The sequence below is a fragment of the Paenibacillus sp. S-38 genome (assembly GCF_049942825.1).
Lineage (GTDB): Bacteria > Bacillota > Bacilli > Paenibacillales > NBRC-103111 > Paenibacillus_G.
Genome location: NZ_CP187970.1, coordinates 5,423,079 through 5,436,205, shown reverse-complemented (window position 1 = coordinate 5,436,205; position 13,127 = coordinate 5,423,079). Strand labels below are relative to the sequence as shown.

Here is a 13,127-nt window from a genome sequence, read left to right as displayed (position 1 = left end):
TGTAGAAGTGATTCGGGACCCTTATCACATATAGAACGGAGCAATAGTTCAATGACGATGGAATCCAGCGAGATCAAGCAGTGGTACATGGAGTACAAGATACATAAGAACCGTCCGGGCCTGCTCGGGGACATTGCGTCCCTAATGGGGATGCTCGATATCAATATCGTGACGATCAACGGGGTCGAAGACCGGACCCGCGGCATGCTGCTGCAGACCAAAGATGAAGAAAAAATTGAGCTGATGGGTAAAATGCTCAAAAAAGTGGATAATATAACTATAACGGCTTTGCGTACGCCGAGACTGGTCGATATTCTGGCCGTTCGTCATGGCCGTTATATCGAACGGGACTCCGATGACCGCAAAACCTTCCGGTTTACCCGCGACGAGCTCGGGCTGCTGGTCGACTTCCTCGGAGAGCTCTTCAAGCGCGAAGGCAATCAGGTGATCGGGCTGCGCGGGATGCCGCGAGTGGGCAAGACCGAGTCAATCATTGCGGGCAGCGTCTGCTCCGGCAAGCGGTGGACCTTCGTCTCTTCGACCCTGCTGCGCCAGACCGTAAGGAGCCAGCTGTCCGAAGATGAGATGAATGCCAATAACGTGTTCATTATCGACGGCATCGTCTCCACCCTACGTTCCAACGAGCGGCATCATTCGCTGATGCAGGAGATTATGGCTATGCCTTCGACCAAAGTGATTGAGCATCCGGATATTTTTATCCGCGAGTCCCAGTATACATACGAACACTTCGACTGTATTGTGGAACTGCGCAATAATCCAGAGGAAGAGATCTCTTACGAGACGTTCACCGGCGGTTTCGACGACTACTGAGCCACAGCCGGACCGACGCTCCGTACGCCAATCAAACATAGATGGGGCGGCAGTTGATGCCGCCCGGCAACATGAAGGGAAGGGGTGACCCCATGTCTGATTTAGGCCAGCTTCTGAAGAAAGCCCGTTTGGACAAAAAAATATCGCTCGAAGATTTGCAGGAGACCACCAAAATCCGCAAACGTTATCTTGAAGCGATCGAAGACGGCAATTACAAAGTATTGCCGGGGAATTTTTATGTCCGCGCCTTTATAAAGAGTTACGCCGAAGCGGTGGGACTCGATCCGAACGAAGTGCTGAGCATGTATCAAAGCGATATTCCGGCCGCCGAGCCTGAGCATATCGAACCGATCCGAAGCAAGCGGACCTCCCGAAACTCCGAGCGGTTCAGCAAATGGGCGTCGAGCGCGATGCTGATCTCATTTGTCGTCTTGATCTTTGGCCTCGGCTACTATTTCGTGAGCAAAAATTACAGCGGAACAAGCGGGGCAAGCCAGGATCTGCCGGCACGTCTGACCGATGACGCGGTTCCGCAGACGCCTGCGCCTGCTACTCCGCAGGCCGGCGCGGGCGGCGGAAGCGCGGCGCAGCAGAATGCAGCCGGAGAGACGCCTGCTCCGGTTCCCGCCCCGGCTCCTGTCCCGGCGCCGACACCTGCTCCGGCGGTGGAAGTCAAGCTGACGAAGAGCGAGCGCGGGACTGATTTTTACACGGTTGCGGGCGCAGACAAGCTGACCGTCCAGATCACGATCAAGGGCGACGCCTGCTGGCTTGAAGTGGATGAGATGCAGGGCGGCAAGCGTGGTACATCCGTGGACCAGGGGACTTACCAGAATGGGGAAACGAAGACGTACGAGCTGACGACCTCCGCATTCCTGATCTTCGGGAAGGCGAGCGCGGTCGATCTGGTTGTGAACGGAACGCCTGTGCCGGTCGGCGACGTGGCGAATGTGAAGAAGATCCAAGTTGATTTCGCCGCCAAAACCTCCTAACAAGCATCGATGTCAGTTGTGAAGCCCAGCCCCCAAGAAGACACCCGAGACACCCCAGACACACGGACGTTTTGTGCTGAAGGTGTCTTTTTTGTTAAAATAAAATGGAACTGAACGGTAAAGGAAGGATGCATGAGCATGAGCAGTGAGAATTCATTTGATATCGTATCGAAGCTGGATATGCAGGAGATGAACAACGCGATCAACCAGGCGGAGAAGGAAATTGCGACCCGCTTTGACTTCAAAGGCAGCAAGAGCAGCATCGCTCTCGACAAGGAGGAGCTTGTCGTGGTGTCCGACGACGACTTCAAGCTTCAGAACGTGCTGGATATTCTCCAGTCGAAGATGGCGAAGAGAGGCATCTCGCTGAAGAACCTGGAGTACGGCAAGGTTGAAGGCGCTTCTTCCGGCACCGTCCGCCAGCGGATTAAGGTGAAGCAGGGTGTCGATCAGGATAATGCGAAGAAGATCAACATCATGATCCGCGATTCCAAGCTTAAGGTCAAAAGCCAGATTCAAGGCGACCAGATCCGGGTGACGGGCAAGAGCAAGGATGATCTTCAGGCGGTGATGGCGCTGCTGCGCAAGGCGGACCTGCCGCTGGACCTGCAGTTTATTAACTTCCGCTAAGGCCATCGGGAGGGGAGGGCCGGCCGAGAGGGCATCCGAGGCGGCTCCTCCTTCCGGTTTTGACACCTTTTGGGAGCCTATATTATACTGGGTACTACATTGTTTACTAGTGAATGATCAGGACCCTGAAATAGAGCGCAAACGCGACAGCTTGGAGGAAAGTTATGACGGAGAAAGTGAAAGTGGTTACACTCGGCTGCGAGAAGAACCTGGTCGACTCCGAGATCATGTCGGGCCTGGTGCACGAGCGCGGGTACACACTGGTTTCGGAGAAGGAAGAAGCGACGATCATTATCGTCAACACATGCGGGTTCATTGATGCGGCCAAGGAGGAATCGGTCAATACGATTCTGGATATGGCGGAGCTTAAGCAGACCGCGAACCTGAAGGCGCTGATCGTCTCAGGCTGCCTTACCCAGCGCTACAAGGAAGAGCTGCTGAAGGAGATGCCGGAGATCGACGGGATCGTTGGCACCGGAGATTTTCACAACATCAACCAGATCATCGATGAGGCGCTTGTCGGGCGCAAGCCGGTTTATGTAGGCAACCCGGTGTTTAATTATGAGCAGAAGCTCCCCCGCAGGCTGACCACACCGCGCTATACGGCATACGTCAAGATCGCGGAAGGCTGCGACAATGCCTGTACGTTCTGCTCCATCCCGATCATGCGCGGGAAGTTCCGCAGCCGCAGTATGGAATCCATTCTGGAAGAGGTGCAGCAGCTGGCGGCGCAGGGAGTGAAGGAAATCTCGCTGATCGCGCAGGATTCCACCAATTACGGGACCGACCTCTATGACGGGTTCAAGCTTCCCGAGCTGATGAACCGCGTCAGTGAGGTGCCGGGCATCGAGTGGGTGCGTCTGCACTATGCTTATCCGGGCTTCTTCACGGACGAGCTCATTGACGTCATCGCAGACAATCCGAAGATCTGCAAGTATATCGACATGCCGCTGCAGCACAGCTCGGACAGCATTCTGAAGCGGATGCGCCGTCCCGGCCGCCAGCGCGATGCCCGCGAGCTCATCAAGAAGATCCGCGAGCGGATCCCGGGCGTGTCGCTGCGCACCTCGCTCATCGTCGGCTTCCCCGGCGAGACCGAAGAGGATTTCGAGAATCTCAAATCCTTCATTCAGGACGTACAGTTCGACCGTCTCGGCGTCTTCACCTATTCGAAGGAAGAGGATACGCCGGCTTCGCGCCTGCCTGACCAGGTGCCTGATGAGGTCAAGGAATACCGCTCGAACGTTCTCATGGAAATTCAGCGGGAGATCTCAAACAGCCGGGGGAGCGGACGGATCGGCCAGGTCATCGACGTGCTCATCGAGAAATACGACGGGCGTAACGACGTGTATGTCGGCCGTTCGCAGTTTGATGCGCCGGAGATTGACGGTGAAGTGTTCGTCGGGGGCAGTGAACTGACTATCGGCTCCATCGCGAAAGTGAAGATCACCCATTCCTTTGAATTTGACTTCTCCGGGGAGGTCGTAGCGTAATGAACCTGGCCAACCGGATTACCCTGGCCAGAATCTTTCTGGTGCCAATCATCATGCTGTTCCTGCTCATCAACGTCAAGTTCCCGCATGTGCGCATCGAGCAGTTCAGCATCACCTACAACCAGATCATCGCCGCCCTGATCTTCATCGTGGCGGCGAGCACCGACTCGCTGGACGGGTACATCGCCAGGAAACGGAAGCTGGTCACGAATCTGGGCAAACTGCTGGATCCGCTGGCCGATAAGCTGCTGGTCTCGGCAGTCCTCATCTCGCTCGTCGAGATGGACAAGGTTGATGCCTGGATTGTCATCGTCATCATCTCCCGTGAATTTGCGATCACGGGCCTTCGGCAGATCGCCCTGCTCGAAGGGGTGGTGCTGGCGGCCAGCAAATGGGGCAAATGGAAGACAGCGGCCCAGATTACGGCCATTATCGCACTGCTCATCAACAATTTTCCGTTTGCGCTGATCCATTTCCCGTTCGACCAGATTGCGAGCTGGATCGCCGCTATCATTACGATCTATTCGGGTATTGACTATTTCGTCAAGAACAAACATGTAATCAACTTCAGCGATTAAGGCTGGAGGAGGCAAGTATCCCGCCGAAACCGGAGGCCATCTGACTATGAAAGCAGAGATTATCGCCGTCGGTACCGAGCTGCTGATGGGCCAAATCGTCAATACGAACGCACAGTACATATCCAGAGGGCTCGCCGATATAGGGGTGGGTGTCTATTATCAGACCGTCGTGGGGGACAATACGGACCGGATCAAAGAGACCCTGGCCATCGCGAAGTCCCGCGCCGATCTGATTATCTGCACGGGCGGCCTCGGCCCCACACAGGACGATCTGACGAAGGACGTGCTGGCTGAGGTGCTCGGCCGGAAGCTGGTGATTCATCAGCCTTCTTACGACTATATGGAAGGCATGTTCCGCAGCCGCGGGATTACGATGGTGGAGAGCAATATCCGGCAGGCTTATATGCTTGAGGGCACCGACCCGCTGGCTAATGAGACCGGCCTTGCCGTAGGCAACGCCGTAACGCAGGATGGGACGCACTATATTCTGCTGCCGGGACCGCCCAAAGAGATGAAGCCGATGTTCGACAACCAGGTGGTTCCGTGGCTCACGGCCAAACTGGGCAGCGTGCAGCCGCTCTTCTCGACGATGATGAAGTTCGCCGGTATCGGGGAATCATTCCTCGAGCACGCCCTGATCGATCTCATCGAGGCCCAGACCGACCCTACGATCGCCCCTTATGCCAAGGAGGGGGAGGTGGCGCTTCGCCTGACGACGCGGGCCGCTTCGAAGGAGGAAGCAACGGAGAAGCTGTGGCCGCTTGAGCGGGAGATCCGTACCCGGCTCGGGGACCATGTCTACGCTTCCGAGGATATCACGCTTGAGCTTGAGGTGCTCCGCCTGCTGACGGCAGCCAACAAGACGCTGTCGGTAGCCGAAAGCTGCACGGGAGGCCAGCTCAGCGATCTGCTGACGGCGGTACCCGGCGGCTCCCACTCGTTCGCCGGCGGGGTGATCTGCTACACGAACCAGGTGAAGAACAAGGTGCTCGGCGTGCCCATCGAGCAGCTGGAGGGACCGGGTGCTCCGGGAGCCGTCAGCGAAGAGACGGCGAGGCTGCTCGCCGAGAACGTAAGGAAGCTGGCGGATGCCGATTATGCGCTCTCCCTGACCGGCGTAGCAGGGCCGACAGAGTCCGAGGGGAAGCCCGTTGGCCTCGTCTATGTCGGGATCGCTGAGAGGGGCGCAGACACTGAAGTGGTGATGCTGCAGCTGTCCGGCAACCGGGAGACGATCAAGCTGCGAGCCTCCAAAACCGCGCTCTACCATCTCTGGAAAAAGATCAAAATCTAGTTGCTAACACAGGGAAAATCAAGTATAATAGATTGTAACGGAAGAACCGTAACATTTCTGAATGTCGTGTTACGGTTTTTCTTTTGCACCACGACCGAATGTATGTTCGGGAATGCTTAACGCACTTTCGTTTATAAATCACCTGCGGGTGGTACTTAATATGAAAAAAGGACGTGATTTGTTTGGCAGATCGTCGCGCAGCACTGGAGAACGCCCTCCGTCAAATTGAGAAGCAGTTCGGTAAAGGGTCCATCATGAAACTCGGGGAATCCACCCACATGCAGGTGGAGACCATCTCGAGCGGTTCCCTGGCCCTGGATATTGCCCTTGGGATCGGCGGCTTTCCGCGCGGTAGAATTATCGAAGTCTACGGACCGGAATCCTCCGGTAAGACGACGGTGGCCCTGCATGCCATCGCGGAAGTACAGAAGAACGGCGGCACGGCCGCATTCATCGATGCGGAGCATGCTCTGGATCCTCTGTATGCAAGCAAGCTCGGCATCAACATCGACGAGCTGCTGCTCTCCCAGCCGGATACCGGCGAACAGGCGCTTGAGATCGCCGAGGCTCTGGTGCGCAGCGGCGCGGTAGACATTATCGTTATCGACTCCGTTGCGGCACTCGTGCCGAAGGCGGAGATTGAAGGCGAGATGGGGGATTCCCACGTCGGTCTGCAGGCCCGTCTGATGTCCCAGGCGCTCCGGAAGCTGTCCGGTGCGATCAACAAGTCGAAGACGATTGCGATCTTCATCAACCAGCTTCGTGAGAAGGTCGGCGTGATGTTCGGTAACCCGGAGACGACACCGGGCGGACGCGCCCTGAAGTTCTATTCCTCCGTACGTCTGGACGTGCGCCGGATTGAGACGATCAAGCAGGGGAACGACATGGTCGGTAACCGCACGCGGATTAAGGTCGTCAAGAACAAAGTCGCGCCTCCGTTCAAGCAGGCGGAGATCGACATCATGTACGGTGAAGGCATTTCCCGTGAAGGCAGCATCGTGGATATCGCGACCGAGATGGATGTGATCCAGAAGAGCGGCGCATGGTACTCCTTCAACAACGACCGTCTCGGCCAAGGCCGTGAGAACGTCAAGCAGTTCCTCAAGGAGAACCCTCAGGTGGCTGAGGTCATCGAGAAGAAGATCCGTGAGAACAGCAACCTGACCGCCGTGGTCGGCCCGAATACGGATGACGAGGAAGAAGACGAAGAATTGGCACTGTTCGAGCAGTAAGACCTGCCGTGTCCGAGGCATGATCTTGGACGGCGCCGGCTGCTCACTACAAGCCGGGCAAAAGCACCTTTACTCCGAAGGGGTAGGTGCTTTTGCCTTTTTCGATGGAGGGGATCCCGTGGAAGAGAACAACGGCACGAATACGGATGGAAGGGCAGAGAACGAAGCGCAGGCCCCGCCCGAAGGCGGGATCATTACCAAAGTGGAACAGCAGAAGCGCACGAAGAGCCGCTACAACATTTACATAAATGAAACGTTCGCTCTCTCGGTGCATGAAGACGTGCTGATCCGTCATCACCTGTTCAAAGGGACAGAGGTCGATACGGAGACCTTGGTCAGGATTCTGTCGGAAGAGGAGAGGAGCCGGGCTTACCTCGATGCGGTCCGCCTGCTGTCTAGCCGTCTCCGTTCGATGCACGAGATCCGCAGCCGGCTTAAGCTGAAGGGCTATGGGCCGGAGCTCATCTCCGGAACCGTGGAGCGGCTGCGCCGTGAGGGCTATCTGAACGATGCGGAATTCGCGCAGATGCTGACGAGACAACGTATCGTGTCCCAGAAGAAGGGACGGCACTTCATCAAGCAGGAGCTTCAGCAGAAGGGCATAGCCAAAGAAGAAATTCAGGAAGCGATCGCCCAGGTGGACGAGGAGACCGAGTATGAGATGGCCCGGCAGCTTGCGGAGAAACGGTATGCGAACGAAATGCGGAGGGACCCGGTGAAGGCACGCCGCAAAATCGCAGGATTCTTGCAGCGGCGCGGTTACCCGGGCTCGGTTGTCAGCCGGGTGCTGAGCGATCTTCCCCGGCACACAGGGGATAACGAGTGGGAGGAGCTGGAAGAATCCGGGGATCCCTGGAGTACACCTTGACAAGCTTCTTTGCCAAAAGCTAAAATAATCATGTATATTCATTATACACCAGAATCCGCCCTAACAGCCCAGGGAGGATTCGAAAGTAAAATCGCCAATTTTTACTTTATTTCTGAAATGTGCCGCTTGTGGGCAGCATGCTTTCAGCAGCCGTGGAGGCGCCCGAACTTCCGGTTCATGGAAAGCCCCTGGCATCCCATGCTAGCAGAATGGATTAAAAAACCACATTATCCCAAGCTTACCCCTTGGAGAAACAACGAGGGAGGTGAACTGGATGGACCCAGTCCTCACGATCTTGATTTCTCTCTTAGTTGGTGCTCTTGGCTTCGGGGTCGGTTATTTTATCCGCAAGTCCCTTGCAGAGGCGAAAATCTCAAGTGCTGAATCAGCTGCCGCACAGATTGTGGAAAATGCTCGTAAAGAGGCGGACGCACTGAAAAAAGAGACGGTTCTCGAAGCGAAAGACGAGATTCACAAGCTGAGAACCGAAGCTGAAAAAGACATTCGTGAACGTCGGAATGAAACACAACGACAAGAGAGACGATTGTTGCAAAAAGAGGAGTCGCTGGATAAAAAATTAGAATCTCTCGAGAAAAAAGAAGAGCAGGTCGCCAACAAAGAGAAGCGAATCGAGGAAACCCAGGCTCAAATTGATCAGATTTATAAAGATCAGGTTTCCGAACTGGAGCGGATTTCAGCTCTGACCATGGAGGATGCGAAGAACATCATCCTGACAAACGTGGAACAAGAGGTTCGCCACGAAACCGCCCAACTCATTAAGGAAATCGAGCAGCAGGCCAAAGAAGAAGGCGACAAGAAAGCACGCGAAATCATCACGCTGGCGATCCAGCGCTGTGCCGCAGATCATGTGGCAGAGACGACGGTTTCCGTTGTAGCGCTTCCTAACGAAGAAATGAAGGGCCGGATCATCGGCCGTGAAGGCCGCAACATCCGGGCCCTCGAAACATTGACAGGAATCGATCTCATCATCGATGATACGCCGGAAGCGGTCATCCTGTCGGGCTTCGACCCGATTCGCCGTGAAATCGCCCGCACCTCGCTCGAGAAGCTGGTCGCGGACGGCCGGATTCACCCGGCCCGCATCGAAGAGATGGTCGAGAAGTCCCGCAAGGAAGTGGACGAGCGGATTCGCGAATACGGCGAACAAGCTACATTCGAGACCGGCGTACACGGACTGCACCCGGATCTGATCAAGATCCTGGGACGTCTCAAGTTCCGTACGAGCTACGGCCAGAACGTACTGAAGCACTCTATGGAAGTCGCTTACCTCGCCGGTCTGATGGCAGGAGAACTCGGAGAAGACGTGACATTGGCGAAGCGTGCCGGTCTTCTGCATGACATCGGGAAGGCGCTCGACCATGAAGTCGAAGGCTCCCACGTGGAGATCGGCGTCGAGATTGCGAAGAAGTACAAAGAACATCCGGTCGTCATCAACAGTATCGCCTCGCATCACGGCGATACCGAAGCCACTTCCGTCATCGCGATGCTCGTTGGCGCTGCTGATGCCCTTTCGGCCGCTAGACCGGGCGCTCGCCGCGAGACCCTCGAGACGTACATCCGTCGTCTGGAGAAGCTTGAGGAGATCTCGGAGTCGTTCGAAGGCGTCGAGAAATCGTACGCCATCCAAGCCGGCCGCGAAGTTCGCGTTATGGTACAGCCCGAGAAGGTAGACGATACCGAAGCGTTCCGTCTCGCAAGAGACATCACGAAGAAGATCGAAGGCGAATTGGATTATCCCGGCCATATCAAAGTCACGGTTATCCGTGAAACGCGCGCCGTGGAATACGCCAAATAACCGCATACTTCACCTGAGAGAAGTGGCCGCGCGGCCACTTCTCTTTTGTTCTCGGGCAATGGCGGTGTGGGAATTGAGCTTGTTTTTACGCCCTCCATCCCTGGCAGCCGGGACTGAAAGCCCGGCGATCCAGCGGATGGCTGCATTGAGCACCTCACCGCACGAAGTAGGCCTGAACGGCCGAGCCCGCCCTTAAGCCCTGCGTCCCTGGCAGACGGTGCGACAGCCCGGCGATCCAGCGAATGGCCGCCTTAAGCTCATCAGCGCACGCAGTTGGCCTGAACGGCCGAGTCCGCCCTTAAGAGCCCTGCATCCCTGGCAGCCGGTGCTGAAGGCCCGGCGATCCAGCGGATAGCCGCCTTAAGCTCCTCAGCGCACGCAGTAGGCCTGAACGGCCGAGCCCGCCCTTAAGCCCTGCGTCCCTGGCAGACGGTGCGACAGCCCGGCGATCCAGCGGATAGCCGCCTTAAGCTCCTCAGCGCACGCAGTAGGCCTGAACGGCCGAGTCCGCCCTTAAGAGCCCTGCATCCCTGGCAGCCGGGGCTGAAAGCCCGGCGATCCAGCGGATGGCTGCCTTGAGCATCTCACCGCACGTACTGCCCTCTAAAACGCCGCTCTAACCAAGAGCTTTGACCTGTAAGGTCAAGGCGGCTCCACATTCGCAGCCCCTCCCGAACGCCTGCATATCACCATGCTCGAGTATAGGGCAGGGAGCCGCGAGAGAACACTTCATGTAAGCGTGTCTGCCGGCCGGGTGCCCAGTGCATTAGCGAAGCTATGCCCTGGGCATCCCTACGCAGGCAAGACGATAGCGATCCAAACGCCATCCTCCCATCAACGCCGGCCCCTTCCCTCCTTCGCGCCCTTTTGGGGTCCAGGGGCGGAGCGCCCGGTCCTCCCCCTTCTCTGGAGAAGGGGGAAAGAGGGGGATGTAGAAACAAAGTCAAAGGAGAATAACCCCACATGAGACTATTATTCATCGGAGACATTGTAGGCTCCGTCGGCCGCAAGGCACTGAAGGCCTGCCTGCCGGGCCTCAAATCCAAATACAACCCGACGTGGATTATCGCCAACGGGGAGAACGCAGCCGCAGGCCGCGGCATTACGCAGGCGATCACGAAGGAGCTGTACGAGATGGGCGTGCAGGGGATCACGATGGGCAACCACACGTGGGACCAGAAAGAGATCTTCGACTTCATCGACAAGGAAGAGCGCCTGATCCGCCCGGCGAACTTCCCGGCGGGAACACCGGGCCGCGGGATCATGTATATCAAGACCAAAGAAGCCGAGCTGGCCGTCATCAACCTGCAGGGCCGGACGTTCCTCCCGCCGCTGGACTGCCCGTTCGAGAAAGCGAGCGAGCTGGTAGCGCAGGCAAAGAAGCGCACGAAGTATGTATTCGTCGATTTCCATGCGGAGGTGACCTCGGAAAAGCTCGCCATGGGCTGGCATCTCGACGGGAAGGCATCGGCGGTGGTCGGGACCCATACGCACGTGCAGACGCACGACGAGCGCATTTTCCCGCAGGGGACGGCCTATGTGACCGATGTAGGCATGGTGGGTCCGCGCGACGGCATTCTCGGCATGGAGCGGACGGCAGTGATGAAGAAGTTCATGACTCAGCTGCCGACGCGGTTTGTGGTGGATGAAGGCAAGTGGCATTTTCACGCGGTGGTCATCGATCTCGATCCGGCTACGGGGCTCGGCCGTAAAATTCAGCTGATTCGCAAGGATGAAGATGCGGTAATGTTTGAATAACGGAAGGGAATCGGACCCAACGTCTGAATTGACACAAAATTCAAAACTTTTCGACCGTACTCTCTTCGGACAGAAGGAATTAACTTTAAATTCCTAGAATATGATTAATACCGGAAGCAATCATCATTCCCGAGGAGGTACTTTCATGGAAGTATTAAAAGTTTCAGCAAAATCCAATCCAAATTCCGTAGCCGGTGCATTGGCGGGGGTGTTGCGTGAACGCGGGGCTGCGGAGCTCCAGGCCATCGGGGCTGGGGCGCTCAATCAAGCAATTAAAGCGGTAGCTATTGCGCGAGGATTCGTTGCTCCCAGCGGGGTTGATCTGATTTGCATACCGGCGTTTACCGATATTGTAATCGATGGGGAAGACCGCACCGCCATTAAATTGATCGTGGAGCCGCGCTAGAGCGCAGGCCAGCCCCTCTTCGGACCGGACGGTGTACACAGCACCGAGAAAGCCAACCGAATTTCATCGTACGGATTGTCCTTATCCGCATTCCAAAGAAAGCCTTTCATAAAACAAGAAACCGAAACGCCTGTTTACTCCGTAGACAGGTTTTTTGTTCTGTTTGGCTATTCTGCGGCTTACAAGGAAGGGAGACTGAGAACCCCATGAAAACCCCTGTTGTCGACGGCCACTGCGATGCCCTGCTCAAGCTCTACAATAACCCTGCAATCGATTTTCACGATCCGAACGAGGCAAGGCTGGACGTCTCCTATTCAAGGCTGCACAGCTCGAATGTGAAGCTGCAGTTTTTTGCGATCTACCTGCCTGAACGTATAAGCGATGCGCGTTTTGACCATTACTTGGAGTATATCGACATCTTCCACCAGCGTGTGGAGCGTCAGGGCAAGCTTCGGCTGGTGCGCACCCGCCGCGACCTGGATGAGGTCATGGGGGGGACTGAGATCGGGGGGCTGCTGACGCTCGAAGGGGCGGATGCACTGAACGCCTCTCCTTTGTATACCCGCATCCTGTACCACCTGGGGGTGCGGATGATCGGTCCGACCTGGAACTACGGCAACTGGGCCGCCGACGGGATTCTGGAGCCGCGCAGGGGCGGGTTCTCGAGGAAGGGAAAAAGCTTTATTAAAGAATGCGGGGATTTGGGCATTCTATTGGATGCATCCCATCTGTCCGTCGCCTCGTTCTGGGACCTGGCCGCAAGCTCGCCGCGTCCGTTCGTCGCCACCCATTCCAATGCCAAGGCACTGTGCGGACACCCGAGAAATCTGGATGACCGCCAGATCGGTGAACTGATCCGAAGAGATGGAAGAATAGGGATCACCTTCGTGCCCTATTTCGTAGAAAGCGGGAGGCCGGCCAGCATAGCAGGAGTGGTAAGGCACATCGAACATATCTGCTCTCTCGGAGGCGCGGAGCGGGTGGTTCTCGGATCGGATTTTGACGGCATCGGCGAATGGATTCCGGGCCTTGAGCATGCAGGGCAGTTTTACCGCCTGGAGGAGGAGCTTCGCAAGCACTACACGGAGACACAGGTGGCCGGGTTTCTCAGCCGCAACTGGTTCACGTTCCTGCACCGTCATCTGCCGGAGTTCTGAACAATCGTATTCCGATCCAAGATACAAGAGCACCAAACTATTCTCGCTGCGGTATGAATATGATCTAAATTA

12 protein-coding genes are annotated in these 13,127 nt (G+C 56.4%); all 12 read left to right on the top strand.

The annotated features are described in order from the left end of the window. Nucleotides 1–51 precede the first annotated feature (51 nt). Nucleotides 52–831, top strand: coding sequence for a DUF3388 domain-containing protein (locus ACP26L_RS23825; RefSeq protein WP_426446980.1), 780 nt, complete (start codon nt 52–54; stop codon nt 829–831). A gap of 92 nt (nt 832–923) precedes the next feature. Beyond that, complete coding sequence (locus ACP26L_RS23820; protein WP_426446978.1) at nt 924–1,823, top strand: helix-turn-helix domain-containing protein; 900 nt, start codon at nt 924–926, stop codon at nt 1,821–1,823. 138 nt (nt 1,824–1,961) lie between these two features. Then, nucleotides 1,962–2,453 carry a YajQ family cyclic di-GMP-binding protein gene (locus ACP26L_RS23815; protein ID WP_426446977.1) on the top strand — a complete coding sequence of 164 codons (492 nt, stop codon included), beginning with the start codon at nt 1,962–1,964 and terminating at the stop codon, nt 2,451–2,453. A gap of 164 nt (nt 2,454–2,617) precedes the next feature. Then, nucleotides 2,618–3,946, top strand: coding sequence for a 30S ribosomal protein S12 methylthiotransferase RimO (gene rimO / locus ACP26L_RS23810; RefSeq protein ID WP_426446975.1), 1,329 nt, complete (start codon nt 2,618–2,620; stop codon nt 3,944–3,946). Beyond that, the gene (gene pgsA / locus ACP26L_RS23805; RefSeq protein WP_426446973.1) at nt 3,946–4,524 is read left to right on the top strand and encodes a CDP-diacylglycerol--glycerol-3-phosphate 3-phosphatidyltransferase; all 579 of its coding nucleotides are present in this window, start codon (nt 3,946–3,948) and stop codon (nt 4,522–4,524) included. Before rimO ends, pgsA begins: the two co-directional genes overlap by 1 nt. A 46-nt stretch (nt 4,525–4,570) precedes the next feature. Next, entirely contained in the window at nt 4,571–5,818 is a 1,248-nt protein-coding gene (locus tag ACP26L_RS23800; RefSeq protein ID WP_426446971.1) for a competence/damage-inducible protein A, read from the top strand. Nucleotides 5,819–6,000: 182 nt separating this feature from the next. Further along, nucleotides 6,001–7,050, top strand: coding sequence for a recombinase RecA (gene recA, locus ACP26L_RS23795; protein ID WP_014371395.1), 1,050 nt, complete (start codon nt 6,001–6,003; stop codon nt 7,048–7,050). 118 nt (nt 7,051–7,168) lie between these two features. Then, nucleotides 7,169–7,918 carry a RecX family transcriptional regulator gene (locus tag ACP26L_RS23790; RefSeq protein WP_426446969.1) on the top strand — a complete coding sequence of 250 codons (750 nt, stop codon included), beginning with the start codon at nt 7,169–7,171 and terminating at the stop codon, nt 7,916–7,918. 274 nt (nt 7,919–8,192) lie between these two features. After that, nucleotides 8,193–9,734: a ribonuclease Y gene (rny, locus tag ACP26L_RS23785; protein ID WP_426446967.1), complete on the top strand. Its 1,542-nt coding sequence runs from the start codon at nt 8,193–8,195 to the stop codon at nt 9,732–9,734. A gap of 963 nt (nt 9,735–10,697) precedes the next feature. Continuing rightward, a complete protein-coding gene (locus tag ACP26L_RS23780; RefSeq protein WP_426446966.1) occupies nt 10,698–11,492 on the top strand; it encodes a TIGR00282 family metallophosphoesterase in 795 nt (264 codons plus the stop codon). Between the two features lie 145 nt (nt 11,493–11,637). Next, entirely contained in the window at nt 11,638–11,898 is a 261-nt protein-coding gene (locus ACP26L_RS23775; protein ID WP_006286829.1) for a stage V sporulation protein S, read from the top strand. Between the two features lie 206 nt (nt 11,899–12,104). Further along, nucleotides 12,105–13,055, top strand: a complete 951-nt coding sequence (locus ACP26L_RS23770; RefSeq protein ID WP_426446964.1) for a dipeptidase — start codon at nt 12,105–12,107, stop codon at nt 13,053–13,055. Nucleotides 13,056–13,127 lie beyond the last annotated feature (72 nt).